The sequence below is a fragment of the Olivibacter sp. EAT-5 genome, assembly GCF_044784325.1.
Lineage (GTDB): Bacteria > Bacteroidota > Bacteroidia > Sphingobacteriales > Sphingobacteriaceae > Olivibacter > Olivibacter oleidegradans.
This window is the reverse complement of the sequence record NZ_CP173028.1, coordinates 5,528,954-5,545,285: the sequence shown is the minus strand read 5'-3', so window position 1 is coordinate 5,545,285 and position 16,332 is coordinate 5,528,954. Positions and strand designations below refer to the sequence as shown.

The 16,332-nt window shown below is 41.9% G+C and carries 8 protein-coding genes; 7 read left to right on the top strand and 1 reads right to left on the bottom strand.

Annotated features, from left to right (window positions below; all coding sequences use genetic code 11):
• Positions 1–4 precede the first annotated feature (4 nt).
• Positions 5–4,135 (bottom strand): two-component regulator propeller domain-containing protein, encoded by a 4,131-nt coding sequence (locus ACH11B_RS23115; protein ID WP_377610555.1) that lies wholly within the window; start codon positions 4,133–4,135, stop codon positions 5–7.
• 291 nt (positions 4,136–4,426) lie between these two features.
• On the opposite strand from ACH11B_RS23115, the gene ACH11B_RS23110 reads away from it, so the two are divergent.
• From ACH11B_RS23110 to ACH11B_RS23080, 7 genes are all read left to right on the top strand, one after another.
• On the top strand, positions 4,427–5,299 hold the full coding sequence (locus tag ACH11B_RS23110) for an AraC family transcriptional regulator (protein ID WP_377610553.1): 873 nt from the start codon (positions 4,427–4,429) through the stop codon (positions 5,297–5,299).
• A 253-nt stretch (positions 5,300–5,552) separates the two neighbouring features.
• Entirely contained in the window at positions 5,553–8,837 is a 3,285-nt protein-coding gene (locus ACH11B_RS23105) for a SusC/RagA family TonB-linked outer membrane protein (protein WP_377610551.1), read from the top strand.
• A 20-nt stretch (positions 8,838–8,857) separates the two neighbouring features.
• Positions 8,858–10,591 carry a RagB/SusD family nutrient uptake outer membrane protein gene (locus ACH11B_RS23100; RefSeq protein WP_289551731.1) on the top strand — a complete coding sequence of 578 codons (1,734 nt, stop codon included), beginning with the start codon at positions 8,858–8,860 and terminating at the stop codon, positions 10,589–10,591.
• Positions 10,592–10,696: 105 nt separating this feature from the next.
• Positions 10,697–11,890, top strand: coding sequence for a glycoside hydrolase family 88 protein (locus tag ACH11B_RS23095; RefSeq protein WP_289551730.1), 1,194 nt, complete (start codon positions 10,697–10,699; stop codon positions 11,888–11,890).
• Between the two features lie 9 nt (positions 11,891–11,899).
• Complete coding sequence (locus ACH11B_RS23090; protein ID WP_289551729.1) at positions 11,900–12,820, top strand: ROK family protein; 921 nt, start codon at positions 11,900–11,902, stop codon at positions 12,818–12,820.
• A gap of 6 nt (positions 12,821–12,826) precedes the next feature.
• Positions 12,827–14,143 (top strand): sugar porter family MFS transporter, encoded by a 1,317-nt coding sequence (locus ACH11B_RS23085; protein ID WP_289551728.1) that lies wholly within the window; start codon positions 12,827–12,829, stop codon positions 14,141–14,143.
• 194 nt (positions 14,144–14,337) lie between these two features.
• On the top strand, positions 14,338–16,329 hold the full coding sequence (locus ACH11B_RS23080) for a glycoside hydrolase family 97 catalytic domain-containing protein (RefSeq protein ID WP_377610548.1): 1,992 nt from the start codon (positions 14,338–14,340) through the stop codon (positions 16,327–16,329).
• Positions 16,330–16,332 lie beyond the last annotated feature (3 nt).

Sequence of the window (16,332 nt, the reverse complement as noted above, 5' to 3'; positions counted from 1 at the left end):
CTCGTTATTCTTTTTTCTGAACTTTAAAATGCTTAGCAAAGGTTACCCTGTGTTTTCTAATAAATTCCGACGGACTCGATCGAAATAGTTTGGTGAATTGCTTACTGAAATATTTGGGATCATTAAAGCCCGTTCTGAAAGCCGCTTCTGTAACGTTACAATCCGTGTCGATAAGTAATTGAGCCGCTTTACGTAACCGGATAAAGCGGATAAAGGCGCTGACCGACTGCCCCGAAATGGATTTTACTCTTTTGTATAGATTAGAATGACTCATGCCAATCTCAGCGGCAAGCGCCTGTATGCCGAAGTCGGTGTCGGTTAAATGTTGTTCCACGATTTCAATGCAACGATCCAGAAATTTCTTGTATTCCTCTGATATCACTACAGTGTTAAATTGCAGCGTTATTTCATTATAAAAATAATTTTGTAAATAGTTTCGGTTTTGCAAGAGGTTGGCCACACGAGCAACTAAATAATCTGTTTCGAATGGTTTAGTAAGAAAATCGTCAGCCCCACTATCAAGGCTTTTTAATTGGACATCCTTGCCTGTATTGGCGGTTAATAGAATTACGGGGATATTGGAAAAGGTTGTGTCATTTTTTAGCTGTTGACAAAAGCTAATGCCATCCAGTTCACCCATCTTATAATCTGTAATAATAAGATCGGGCAGCTTCCTCCGAACCATTGCCAAACCCTCCTCGCCATCTTCGGCTTCATAAACTGTGTAAATTGACTTAAAGATATTTTTGATATAGTTGCGAATATCCGCATCGTCATCAACCACCAGCAAACTTCTTTTATCACTGATGAATTCTTGGTTTAAATTCGTTGTATTCAAATCTAACTCCACTGCTTCCGAAGAGTTTGATATGAGCGAATGATCCGGAAGCGAGGAAACGGAATGGACTGCGATAGGAGGGGCTTCAAAGGGCTGCCTATCCTGTTTCACAAGTACCACCTTGAATGTGGTACCATTACCAAGTGCACTCTGATAAGTCAAGCTTCCTCCATGCAATTCGACAAATTGTTTAGCAAGATAAAGCCCGATTCCAAAGCCTAATTTACCGGTTTTATTTCCGTAATCGGTTTGGTAAAATCGTTCAAATAGTTTATCTCCTTCCTGAGCTGAAATGCCGCATCCTGTATCAGACACTTCAATTATCAGTTCCTGTACCATCTCAACAACATTTAGCCTGACTCGACCCCCAACGGAGGTATATTTTAAAGCGTTTGAAATAAGGTTGAAGAATACCATTTCAAGCTTGTCCCGATCGCCTACGAGATACAGTTCCTTATTCGGGCAGAAAAAATCATAAATAATGTGTTTGGTCTGCGCTTGCTGTATAAAATAGAGGTATACTTCTTCACATAAGTCATGGAAATTGAAGTAAGAGTTGTTTAATTGCTCATAACCCGCTTCCACTTTCCTGAAAAGAAGGAGCTGATCAACCAAATTTAACATACGACGCGCACTTCGGTACATAATATCCAATTCGTTGCGCACCTCCTTTTCGCTGATCCGATTCAACAATTCTTTAATCGGATTGATAATTAGTGTGAGCGGGGTACGGAACTCATGAGAGATGTTGGTGAAAAAGGAGATGCGTTTTTCATTCAGTTCTTTCTCTTTTTCATTGATCAATCGTTCTTGTTCAAAAGCGATCAAATCCTTTTCGTGCCGTACCACTTCTGCATCGTATTCAGCCTTTTTACGCAATGCGTCCAGCTTTGATACTTTTACTTCATATTGCAAACGCGTCTGCCTGGTTCGGTACAAGAGATATCCGGATAGCAGTGCAGCTGCGGTTACTGCATATAACAAATAGGCCCACCAGCTTCGATACCAAGGTGGAAGTATGGTAATTGCCAGACGTGTATTACTATCCATCCAAATGCCCTCGCTGTTTGTGCAACGTATATGTAAGACGTAAGAGCCTTCTGCCATTCGATTGTAATTAATGATCCGGTTATTACCGGCATAATTCCAGGTTTTATCCCAACCTTCCATATAATATGCATACTGTATCTTATCCGGTGCTGAATATTCCAAGGCGGCAAATTGGAAGCTTAACGCAGCTTGGTTATAAGGCAAAACAATAGGCGTATTCATGAAGGGGAACACTTTTCCATCCACCGCCACTTGCGTGAAGTGAAGTGCCGGGCTTGTTTGAGCAGTTGTTATTTCAGCTGGCATAAATAGATTGAAGCCCTTTATGCCGCCAAAGACAAAGGCTCCGGAGGCTAAACGGTCAGCCGCGCACAATTGGAATTGATTGCTTTGGAGTCCATCGCTTTGATAATAGTAAAGAAACTGCTCTCGCTTTGGATCAAATTTCATTAAGCCATTATACGTGCTCATCCATAAGTTACTTTGCTCGTCCTCTAAAATGGAAAGCACCGCGTTGTTGCTGAGCCCGTTTTCTGTGGTATACCGTTTAGTAATTTGGAAGCGCTCCCGATCGAAAAGGAAGAGCCCTCCACCTTCGGTACCAACCCAAAAATGACCACCCCTATCCTCGTAAATGCTGGTAACCGTGTAATGAATAGGGAAAAACCGATGATTTTTTGCTGCGGTGTCGATTTTTACTAATTCGGTAAGGTTTCCACCCCATAGTGTGCCTTGTCTGTCTTCTGTAAAGGAAAAAAAATCGCTCAAGCGATCATCGAACAGTTGAAAGCTATCAGATTGATAATTAAATCTATATAGGCCTCCTGTAAGTGTTCCCTGCCTTAAAGTGGTTGCCCAAAAGTTACCGTGCCTGTCCTTATAAAGACGTCGAATAACTTTATTCTCAATACCTGTACTCGGATTGATACAACGAAATCGTTCAAAAGTACCGTTTGCCGAATGGTATCGGTTGATTCCGGCATTGAAAGTGCCTATCCAAACGGCGTTTTCATTGTCTTGGAGTATGGAAGTGACAGAATTACTAGATAAAGAGGTGGCTTTGTTTTCGTCATGAAGAAAATGACGGTAAAAGCCTTTGTTCGGATGCCATATGTACAATCCATCATTTTCAGTGCCGACATACAGATTATGATCGCCATCTTCCATAAATGAAGAGATCGCCAACTGACTGGATTTAGTTGTTCCGAGTTGGCCCGGTGTGAGGGTACGGAATTTTTTTTTGTTAGGGTCCACAATGAGCACACCACTGATGGATGTTCCAATCCAAACTCGAGCATCATAGTCGACATAAATGGAGTAGATATAACCATAGCTCGACAAATTCTTTTGATCAGATGATAAAAAGGCTTGAGCCTCTTTTTGTTTAGCATGATATATAAAAATACCAGCTTCGGCTGTTCCGATCCAGAGTTCATCGGCTGTGCGCCATGTGAGACAGTTGACCGTCAGCACGCCTTGATCAAACTTATCTAAAAATACTTTTTCTAATTTTTGTTGTTTGACATCAAATTTTAACAAACCTCGGTAGCTGCCAATGTAGAGATATTGGTCATCGGCTTCCATGCTAACAGCGAGTTTAATTTCCTCGTTGATCAGTTCCAGGCACATCTTGTCGTAACGCAGTACACACAGGCCAATTTTTTGAACAAAAACCCAGACAGTTCCGTTAGGCGCGATGGTAAGGCAGGGGACACCGTAAGTGAGATTTTTTTTGCCTTCTATAATTAACGGAATTTGCCTTGCTGTATGACCACTTTGGCAATATAATAATCCCAATCCTTCAGATGCAATCAACATATTACCGACTTTATCTGTTTGTACTGTACGTATTACCTCTTGTAAAGGTTTAGCATGTTGGCCGTGATAAGGGAGGTGATCTACAGGCATAAATGTATTGGTAGTATCATTGTAGATACAAACGCCTTGGCGGGTCGCTGCCCATAAACGATGTTGCCTGTCATTGGTTACCGCTGTTAAAATATTATGAGACAGCGACGAGGAGTTATCCACCTGCTTTCTAAAAACATCAAACGTGTACCCGTTATAACGATTGAGGCCATCTTTGGTGGCAAACCACATAAAACCGCGATGGTCTTGGGTTATGCTCCTTACTTGGTTGTTAGATAAACCGCGTTCAATATCCACATAGCTGATATTTCCTGATTTTTGGGCATAAAGCGTTGTAAAACAATATAATGAATAAAATATTAAAAGTAGCGCTTTCATTAGGTTGCTTATGCGTTTTATTCCATTTTAGGGTTTCCGGCGTTAGAACCATAAAAGTAAAATTTTTTCAATATAAAGACCGAATTATTTCCTTTATGAAGCGATGCCTTTTCACCCCGATTTTTCCTGAACCGATATAGGAGGCTCGAAAGCCAGGAAAATGAATCGAAAATAGCCACCATTTTTACGGATTTGTCCCCCTTTTAACGGGATAGATAAATCAATTTCGCAAAACAGATCGGCAGATCGCCCTCATCTGAACGCTAACCCGGAAGCTAACCATAGAAAGAAATGAATGCACAGCAAATTATAATACCCAAAAAAGCAACCAGCTCGCTTAACGTACGGAGAGTCATGACACCTAATCTAAATGATCGATGGCATTGCCATGAAGAGTTAGAACTGGTTTGTTTTCATAAGGGTACGGGTACGCTTTTTATAGGGGACCATATTCGTACATTTCTTGCGGGGGATCTTGTGTTGATTGGGTCGAATTTACCCCATCATTGGCGTTACGACCACTCAATCCGTTTGCTAGGTGATAATACACCCTTTACGACGACGCTACATTTTAGACGTGATTTTTTAGGGCAGACTTGGTTGAATTTGCCCGAGGCAAAAGCAATTAAATCACTGCTATTGAAGGCAGAAAGAGGCGTTTTAATTAGTGGATTGGACACAAAAACGTTATTTGGGAATGTGGAGAGAATATGCGATGCGGACGGTTTTCGGAAAATATTGGATTTATTGGATTGCCTGCGGAAAATGACCGAATGCAAAGGATTAAACACTTTATCATCGAGGGGGTTCCAATATACGGGCAATAAAGTGGAAACTGATCGACTCAATAATATCTACCATTATATCTTAACTAATTTTCAAGAGAACCTAAATTTAGAAAAGGTGGCACAAGTAGCCGATTTGGCACCCAGTTCTTTTTGTAGGTATTTTAAAGTCACTACGGGTAAAACTTATAGTCGTTTTTTGCAGGACGTTCGGATAGGCTATGCATGTAAGTTGTTGTTGAGCGATCAGTTGTCTGTAAAGCAGGTATGCTACAGCAGTGGATTTAGAAATTACACCTCCTTTCATGAGGCCTTTAAAGCTGCCACAGGTATGACGCCTAAAGCCTACCTAGAGAAACATCAGGTTATGGACGTTTAGGGCTTCGCATTACAAATAATATGCAAATGAATTACTAAGGATATTTAACAATCTTCTCAGTTTAATTACCCTGCATACGGATTTTTTAAAAGATATAAGTGTATTAAAGTCAGCTTTTTATCTTGTTTTTAATATGTATTACTATCTACAACTCCTACCGAGTTCTCATTTCCTGAATCGGTTTAGGCTTTATAGTTTTGACGCATTAAGCGAGCATGGACAAGTGTTAAGAGACTAACCAACCAAAAAATATATGAACTATTTAATCGAATTAAAAAAAAGAAAGCATTGGTGTGTATTATTCCTTTTCACATGGTGCTTAACCCAAGCAGTTGCCCAAAATCAGCAAACAATGGGAGCTACCCAAGGAAAATTAGTTGGAAAGGTAATTGACGCCAATACCAATGAGCCGTTACCTGGTGTTTCAGTGAAAGTAAAAGGGACGTTGCAAGGTACTGCAACCGACGTAAACGGAAGTTTTAGCTTAAAGGGAGGCGACGGCACTGTTTTGCAAATCTCGTATACCGGTTATATCACAAGAGAAATAGTAGTAAACGCTCATGAAGCTTTAACCATTTCTCTAACAGCTGATCAACAGGCTCTGGATGAAGTGATTGTTGTGGGTTACGGTACACAAAAGCGTACGACACTGACCGGAGCCGTTGGCACAATAGGTAAAGAAACCTTTCAGGATAGAGGACCCATCTCAAATCCTTTAGCGGCTTTGCAAGGTCAGGTAGCAGGTGTAACAGTCACACGGAGTTCGGCCCAACCAGGCCGCGAGAGTTGGAATTTCCAAATGCGAGGCGCTACTTCTATCAATGGTACAGAAGCATTGGTCATCATTGACGGTGTTCCGGTTCCAGGGGTTAGTGCACTTAACTCGTTGAATCCAAATGATATAGAAAATATTTCTTTTTTAAAGGACGCAGCGGCAGCTTCGATTTATGGTGCTCGTGCGGCGGGTGGGGTTGTGTTGATTACCACTAAGCGGGCGTTAGATGGCAAACCCACTATTAACTACAATGGCTCCTTGTCGCTCAAGCGTGTAGGATTGCTTCCTCAGCTGGTAGATATAAACGGGTGGGGGCCCATGATCGAAGAGGCGCGTTTATCGGATGGTTTTGGTGCAGAAGATTTATGGATCAACTTAGCGCGAGCATCTATGTATGCAAAGCAAAATGGATTGAACTATCTAACAAGACAGGAATATTTAGATCAAGGATTTACCGGTTTTACCGATGTGCGCGATTTTATGTTTTTTGATGGTACCATGCAGGATATACTTTGGGGCACCGCTAGCAGTCACGAACATCAGTTGAGTATCAGCGGTAAAGGAGAAAAGACAGGATATCGTATTTCTTTGGGGTACTTAAATGATGGAAGTTTATTGCAGTATGGAGACAACAGCAATAAACGCTATAATTTACGCTTATCCCATGATTACCAAATTACGGATAAATTTAAATTGCAAAGCAATCTATCATTGGAACGGAATGATATTGTGCAACCTAGCGGTTTAGGAGGTCTGTTGAATAATGGTATTCAACCAGGTATGCCCTCAACCACTATTAATGGCAAACCGTATATCTGGGGTTCGGGCATTGGCAATGTGGCGGTTAATAATATTGCACAATACGGGGGAGAGAATAAAGAGTTCCATACGCGGATTAATACCAATTTCAATTTGTCTTATCAATTGAACGAACATTTAAGTGCAAATGCGGCCGTCGGTTATTATTTCTACAATCGCGATAATCGAGTACAAGAAAACCTGGTAGGTTATTATGACTACCTCGAAACGGCTCCGCCCATTTATTTGACGTCCACCGGAGCTAACCAAAATTTTTATCAAAGAGGGGCACGTCGCGAAAATTACTATACAGGAAATATCTATTTGCAATATCAAAAGGTATTCGGTACGGATCACGATTTTAAATTGATGGCTGGAACGCAATACGAAAGGAATGATTTCAATCGCTTCTTGGGGAGAACATTGGATGTACTGGACGGCGTTCCTCCGTCATTAAGTAATAGTTTTGGCGATCCTACGACAAAATCAGTTTCAGAGACCCAAGGGCATAATGCATTAGCCGGCTATTTCAGTCGCGTGAACTATAATTATAAAGGACGTTATTTATTGGAAGTGAATGGTCGCTATGACGGTTCCTCCAGATTCCGAGCGCAAGACCGATGGAAATTATTCGGCGGTATTTCAGGTGGTTGGCGTTTGAAAGAAGAGGCATTTTTGAAAGATGTTGAATTGGTGAGCGATCTGAAGCTTCGCGCTTCTTGGGGCACTGTTGGTAACCAAAGTGGTATTGGTTTATATGATTATTATGAATATTTGCGATTGGACTACTCGACTGGCCCGGCGTCGAGCGGCTTCCCTATTCTAGGTAACAGTCCCGCCGTTCGGGTGTCGCCTCAAAATTTGGTGGCCTTTGACCGAACTTGGGAGGAATTGCAAACAACTAATATAGGGCTCGACTTTGCTTTCGCCAATAATCGATTGACGGGTAGTGTTGATTATTTCGTCAAACGGAATAAGAATATGCTCTTGGCGCGTACCTTTCCGGCAGTGTTGGGTGCAACGGCTCCTCAAGGAAATAATGGTGAACTGAAAACAAAAGGTTGGGAGTTAAGTCTTAACTGGCGCGATAAAATAGGAAATGTAAACTACCATATCGGTGGTAATATTTCAGATGCCAAAAATGAGCTTGTCAATTTTGGTGGACAAACATTGATTCAATCAAGTAACCAGGGTTTTAATAGCAGCGTAGAAGGGTATCCTATCAACTCTTACTTTGGATTAGTGTACGACGGTCGTATTCAAACGCGAGAACAATTGGAGGCTTATATCGCTGCTTATAAAAACGGCTCCAATGTGATTCCACAAGGCACGGGTAGAAATAACGGACTGCAGTTGGGCGATAATATGTTTAAAGACGTGAATGGAGACGGTAAGATCACATTTCCTGACGACGCGGTCTTTTTAGGGACGGATGATCCCCGTTATTCTTTTGCCATAAACGGGGGCTTCGATTGGAAAGGTTTTGATATGAGCTTTATCTTTCAAGGGGTAGGTAAGCGGGCGATTCTCAGAACCGGTAACTGGCGTATTCCAGGCGCAGTTGTCTACCAAGCACAGAATGAGGCTTTTTACAATAAATGGTGGACCCCCGAGCGTACTGATGCAGCATATCCTCGTATATCTACAACCGGAAACATTAATAATTACAATTATTTTCCGTCAGACTTTGTGCGCGAGAACGGCGCATATTTACGCCTGAAAAATTTAGTGATTGGATATACTATTCCGCAAATCATAACGAGAAAAATTGGTATTGAACGTTTGCGGGTTTATTTCTCGGGAAATGATCTTTGGGAGATTAGCAAAATCCGTGATGGATGGGACCCGGAAGCACCGCGAACGGTTAATACAGAGGGAGATAGTGATAACAACAATGTACATACCGTTAGTCAACGTTTCCCTTTCTATCGTTTCTATACTTTCGGAGTAAACCTAACGCTTTAACCAATCAAATGCACAATATTATGAGAACCTTTTATAAAAATATCATCTGCTTTTCTTGGCTTGCTGCCGGACTGGCCTTGACGGGATGTAATAAAATGCTCGATCTGAAACCAACGAATGAAATTTCAGATGTGGATTATTGGAAAACGGCCGATCAGTTCGAACTGGCCGCCAATGAGTTTTACACCTATTTACGTACGTTTAATCAAATCGGCACGGTTGATGCACCACATGCAGAAATTAGGGGGGACTTAATCGCGGCAAATGACAGGAACCCCTATAGTAATGGTACGAATACCAACACAACGAGCGATAATAATTACTCGGATGCCTTTAAACGCATCAGAGCCATTAATTATTTTTTGGATAAAGCTTCAACTTATGCAAATACGGATGAAATTGCTGTTTATATTGCGGAAGCTAAGTTTTTTAGGGCCTATGTGTATTTTGATCTGCTGCAGATGTATGGTCAAGTCCAATTGTTTGATAAACCACTGGCGGTCGATTCGCCGGCGTTGCAGGGAACACAGAACAGTCGTGAAGAGGTTGTCGATTTTATCATTCATGATCTGGATGAAGCTATTCTCTTGCTTCCGTTTGAAAAAGAAATTGGAGTTAATGGAAAGGGGCGAGTGAGTAAAGGCGCTGCGCAAGCCTTTTTAGGTCGGGTAGCTCTATATGAGGGAACTTGGCAAAAATTTAGGAACGGTGACCCGGTTAGGTACAACGCCTTATTGGATAAGGCCATTCAAAATGCTAACGCAGTCATAGAGAGTGGACAATATCAGTTGTTTGCTCCCCAGGCGCTTGGAGATTCTGCTCAAAAATATTTGTTTATATTGGAGAACCAGCAGGCTAATCCGGCTAATCTGAATAAATCAGCTAATCAGGAGTACATACTTTCTAATCGTTATGATTCGGAACTTCGGCAGATCCGATATAATGTGACGCATAGCTATTTAGGCATGCAGATTACCAAGAAGTTTGCTGATATGTTTTTAATGGCAAATGGATTACCGATCAATCAAGCAGGCGCCGGTTTTGCCGGTTACAGCACAGCCCGTTCTGAATACACAAATAGGGATAATCGTATGCGCTATACGATGATGATTGATGGTAACTATTATTGGGATAACGAGGCCCCATCAAGTAGGGTCAATTGGTTAAGCGACGCCGTGGACCAGGCTAATTCAAGAGGACGTCATAATGGGGCGATGGGAACAGGCTATGCTAATCAGAAATGGGCGGCGGAGCGAAGGGTGGATGATAATGCCGAAGGATACGACTATCCGGTAATTCGTTACGCAGAGGTACTATTAAATTATGCAGAGGCAGTTTATGAAAGAAACGAAGCTATATCCGACGCCGACCTAAATAAGAGTTTAAACCTGGTTCGACAACGAGTCAATAAGAGTATGCCTAAATTGAGTAATGGATTTGTAGGGAATTATGGGTTAGATATGCGGACGGAAATTAGGCGGGAGCGTACGGTCGAATTGTTTATGGAAGGCTTTCGGGTAGACGATTTGAAACGCTGGAAAACCGCCGAGATAGAAATGCCTCAACCATTACAGGGAATTACATGGTCTGGAACGGAATGGGAGACTAAATACCCAGCTATTGGTAATAGGATTCAGAATGGCGTGTTCACATTGGAAACGGCACGCCAATGGAACGATCGGAATTATTTGTTACCCATTCCCAATCAGGAAATACAGTTGAATCCTAATTTAAAGCAGAATCCGGGATGGTAGGTCTAGTCGTTTAAATAGCTTATAAAGAGTTGGTTTTTTTGTTGATGAATCGTGCTCCCTTCCGTTACAAACAAGGAAGGGGCAATACTTTTAAAATATATGAAGATGCGATTGATATACTGTTGCTTTGTTTTAGGTAGTTTGGGTTTAGCGACTTGCCATCAGAAGGAAGTCCTGTACGATCCGCAACGGGATATTGATTATTGTGTTGCACAGGTAAAAAAGACCCTGGCCGTTTTACCGCTCGATACACCGAATATTCCACGAAATATCACAGATGCTACAGGCAAATGGAAAATGGTGAATTATAAAGATTGGACCAGCGGTTTTTGGCCGGGTATACTTTGGTACAGCTACCAGGCTAGTGGTGATGACTCTTTACGACTGGCTGCTGATCGTTTCTCCCGTGAACTTAGCGCTTTATCGCAGGAACCGGCACTGGATCATGATTTGGGATTTCAGGTATTCAATAGTTTTGGAAATGGTTATCGTCTCACGAAGGATGCCGGCTATAAGAAGATCATATTAGCCGCTGCGGATACACTGGCAACACTTTTCAACCCGAATGTAGGAACTATTTTGTCGTGGCCGAGGTTGGTGCCGCGAATGGAGTGGCCACAGCATAATACCATTATTGATAACATGATCAATTTGGAGCTTCTTTTTTGGGCATCAAAAAATGGTGGAAACAAAAAGTTTTACGATATTGCGGTAAGCCATGCTGAAAAAACCATGAAGAACCATTTTCGTTCTGATTATACTGCCTACCACGCCGTTATTTACGACCGGAATACAGGTAGGCGAATTAAAGGACTTACTCACCAAGGCTATGCTGACGGCTCGATGTGGGCACGTGGTCAAGCATGGGCTATTTACGGTTATACAATGTGTTACCGTGAAACCGGAAAGTCGGAATTTCTGGATTTCGCCCAAAAAGTAGCGCAGGTGTATTTGGATCGATTACCGGCGGATCAGGTACCGTACTGGGATTTTGACGATCCCACTATTCCAAATGCACCCAAAGACGCTTCGGCCGCTGCTGTAACCGCATCCGCTTTGATTGAATTGTCAGGTTTTGTTAAAAATAGCAAGCGGGCCGATTACTTTTATAAAAAAGCAGTGCAAATGCTCATATCGCTCTCAACGAACTATCAAAGTGGTAATGCGAATACGGCTTTTCTAAAACATGCTACAGGCCACAAGCCAAACAATAGTGAAGTAGATGCTTCTATTAATTATGCGGATTACTATTATTTGGAGGCTTTATTGAGACTTAAAAACATAGAACTTAAAAAATAATTGTAAAAGATGCGAAATAAGCCCTATTCATCTATTGAAAGCATTGTCATCGCTGCTGATATTGGTGGTTCACACATCACGGTTGCGCCCATAGATATTTCTTCCTCGCAAGCTGTTTCGGAAAGAATGTTACGTGCACGCGTGAATAGTAGGGGAACCCGTGAGGATATTTTGAACACTTGGTGCAATGTGCTGGAGATGGCTTTTGCCTCCTTCAATGAACGCCCTGATAAGCTAGCTTTAGCGATGCCAGGCCCATTTGACTATGAAAATGGCATTTCTTATATCCGAGGCTTAGATAAATATGAAAGTTTATATGGTATCAACATAAAAGAAGAATTAGCAAATACATTAAACTTATCTCATAAGCACGTTTTGTTTAGAAACGATGCGGAAGCTTTTCTGCATGGTGAAGTAGCTACCGGTTTAGTAGAGATGAATAATCGTGTTTTAGGCCTTACGTTGGGCACCGGGATGGGTACAGCTTTTAGTTACGCAGGAAAAACAATCGATTTAAACCTAGGAAGCGAATCTTATCAAACCAGCATCGCCGATGACTTTTTCACGACAAGATGGTTTGTAAACCGCTACGAGGAGTTGAGTGGAAATAAGGTTACAAATGTAGAAGCATTGAGTGAGTTGAGTGGAAAGGATAAAACGGTAGACGTACTATTTGACGAATATGCTAGTCGCTTAACTAACTTCCTTGCGGGGCATATTGTGGATTTAAGGATAGATACCTTAGTTTTCGGAGGGAATATCTCGAAGGCAAATCGCTTGTTCCTTCCTAAATTTTCGGCTATGCTGGCGGCGAAGGGCATCACACCCGCTGTTAAATTAGCTCTGCAAGGGGAACAATCGGCCATGATTGGCGCCGCCTTTTTATTCAACGCTGTGCAAGGAACGCATGAACCTAAAATAATTGTATAAAGAAATATGACTTATCCTACACGTATTGCATTGATAGCCGCCTTGGGTGGTTTTCTTTTCGGCTTCGAAACTGCTGTCATCTCGGGGGCAGAAAAGACGATCCAAGAATTTTGGAAACTTGATGCCTTTTGGCTCGGATTTACGGTTGCAGCTAGCTTAATCGGGACAGTTCTAGGTTCGCTGATCATTGGTTCTCCTGCTCAGAAATATGGAAGGAAGAAGGTGCTCATAGGTATTGCATTATTTTACTTGCTTTCAGCCGTCGGGTGTGCGTTGGCGCAACAATGGATTTTATTTGTTCTATTTCGTTTTCTGGGTGGAATTGCGGTTGGCGCATCTTCTGTAGTAGGTCCCATGTATATTGCTGAAATCTCGCCCGCTCGGATTAGGGGCCGTTTAGCCGGCATGTTTCAGCTCAATATTGTTGGTGGAATATTAGTTGCTTATTTAACAAACTACCTGCTATCAGGTACAGGTGAAGAAAATGCTTGGCGTTACATGTTGGGCGTGATGGCTGCTCCTGCTGTGCTATTCTTTATTTTATTGCAATTTATACCGGAAAGCCCAAGATGGTTGGTGCTAAACGGTAAAGACCAAGAAGCTGAGCGGATCTTTATTCGTCTGGGCGAACAAGGCGCCGCTCAACTTATCCGCGAAGAACACCGTTTAGCTGCAGGAGGCACACGCGAAAAATTGTTTAATGGCAAGTACAATAAACCTATTTTTTATGCTATTCTGTTGGCTATGTTTAACCAGCTGTCGGGCATTAATGCGATTTTATATTATGCTCCGCGAATTTTTGAAATGGCGGGTTTTAACAAAGCGGACGCTTTTCAGCAATCGGTATACATTGGACTGGCCAATTTTCTCTTCACCGCCTTGGCAATGACCCTAATCGATCGTTTTGGAAGAAAACGTTTACTGCTGACAGGGGCCGTAGGGATGGTGTTTTTTTTGGCATTAACCGCCGTCTCTTTTAGTAACCCGGCTGTAACAGATAAACATGTTATTATTTATTTAATCGGGTTTATTGCCTTTTTTGCCTTTTCGCAGGGAGCTGTCATATGGGTGTTTATCTCTGAAATTTTTCCTAATTCCGTGCGTTCACAGGGAGGTTCTCTAGGAAGTTTTACGCATTGGATCATGGCCGCTATTATTTCTTGGATATTTCCCATTATTGTGGAAGGTAGCGCTATGGGAGGTTTTTATTCCTTCGTTTTCTACAGCGTCATGATGTTCTTATCCTTTTTATTCATTTGGCGTGTTATGCCTGAAACGAAGGGGAAAAGTCTGGAGCAAATCCAAAAGGAGCTGGGGATTTAATTTCTCCTGATCATCCGCTGTTTAATTATGGTGATCACAAAAATCACTCGCACATGAAAATTTAACAAGCGTCTTTTTATACAATTATAGTGAATTGCTGACCTGTAGGTAATAAATACAGGTAGGAGTGGATATCTATGGGTTGGCGGTTACGCAGATCGAAAAAATAAAGACACGCAAATATAATCAATACCATGGTTAGGACATTCGTATTTTTTCTTTGCTTTTTATGGTTGCTGCCTGCAAAAAGCGTTTTTGCCCGAGAGGATAAAAGTTGGAAATTAACTTCTCCGAACGGCGCTTATGAGATGCAGATTACACAGAAGGAAATCGCATCCAATAAACGACAATTATACTACCGATTGAATTATAAAGGTAAGGAAGTAGTCACAGAGTCTGAACTGGGCATTCAACTTGAGAATCAACTGTTCGAATCCGCCTTGGGTATCGAAAATGATCCAAGTACGTATTGGTGCGAGAACCTTGAATTTAAAGAAGAGCTTCGGAATACGATAGAAGCTGATTGGAAACCGCTGTATGGAGAGCGGAGCTACATAGAAAATCGCTATCAGGAGCTGATATTGAAATTTACCAAGTTTGATGAGGGAAGCATACTTACGGAAGGCCGGCATGGTACCAGTTATGATAAGCGAAGAAGCTATGAGATGCATCTCATTGTCCGCGCTTATAACGAGGGTGTGGCTTTTAAATATTTCTTTCCCGAGAGTACCAACGGTCTTTTCCTTCATATTGTAGGTGAACAAACTTCCTTTTCCTTCGCTTCGGGAACCAAAGCCTACTATGAGCGATGGGCGCAGGGACCTTATACGTTACAGCCCTTGAAAAATTGGGAGGATGAAGGTGAGCGCCCGCTGACGCTCGAGTTGAAAAATGGTTTATATGTGTCTTTGCTGGAAGCACAAATGATTGATTATGCACGAACTAAGTTTAAGCTGAAGCTTGACGAGGAAAATACCTTGCAAGCATCTATCTATGATAAGGTTGATGCCATTAGCCCATTCGCTACTTCTTGGCGGGTTATTATGGCCGCTGAAAGAGCAGGTGACCTGATTGAACATAATGATTTGTTATTGAACTTGAATGAACCGAACCAAATTAAAAATACTTCCTGGATTAAACCGGGGAAGGTCATTCGTTCAGGTTTGACTACGGTAGAGGCAAAGGCATGTGTAGATTTTGCTGCAGCGCATAATATGCAGTATGTTCATCTAGATGCGGGTTGGTACGGACCGGAAATGAAGGTAGCTTCGGATGCCCGCCGAGTAGCCGAGAACCGTAACTTGAAGATGCAAGAATTGATCAATTATGCAGCAACAAAGAATATCGGAATTATCGTTTACGTTAATCAACGAGCTTTGGCAAATCAACTGGATGAACTTTTTCCACTTTTTCAAAAATGGGGAATTAAGGGGGTGAAATTCGGTTTCGTTCAGGTAGGCTCGAATAGGTGGTCCGACTGGTTGCATAAAGCGGTTAAGAAGGCTGCAGAACATCAGTTATTGGTGGATATCCATGATGAGTACAGGCCGACGGGGGTTAGTAGGACTTACCCCAACCTCATGACGCAGGAGGGAATACGAGGCAATGAAGAGATGCCGGATGCAACGCACAATACCATCCTACCCTTCACCAGATTTCTGGCGGGAGCAGGAGATTATACCATTTGCTATTATAATAATCGAATTAAAACAACTCATGCACATCAACTCGCTTTATCGGTAGTTTATTATAGCCCCTTGCAGTTTTTGTATTGGTACGATAAACCTGCAAATTATCAAGGTGAACCGGAAATTGAGTTTTTCGATCGGGTTAAAACAGTTTGGGATGATACAAGAGTGCTCGATGGTAAAATAGGCGAATATATTGTGACAGCTCGACGTAGTGGATCGGATTGGTTTGTGGGCACTATCACCAATACCGATGCAAGAGCGATTGCTTTTACACTGGATTTTTTGGAAAAAGGAAAACAATATGTAATGCATATCTATACAGACGATGGGCAGGTACAAACTAAAACAAAGGTTGCCGTGAATCGCTTCTTGGTAAAAAGCTCGGAGACCCTTCGATTACAATTAAAAGCAAGCGGTGGAGCCGCTATACGCTTTACACCCGCGAATAAGGAAAATGAAAAGAAATATAAAGCACTACCTAAAAAGGTATTTTAAAGA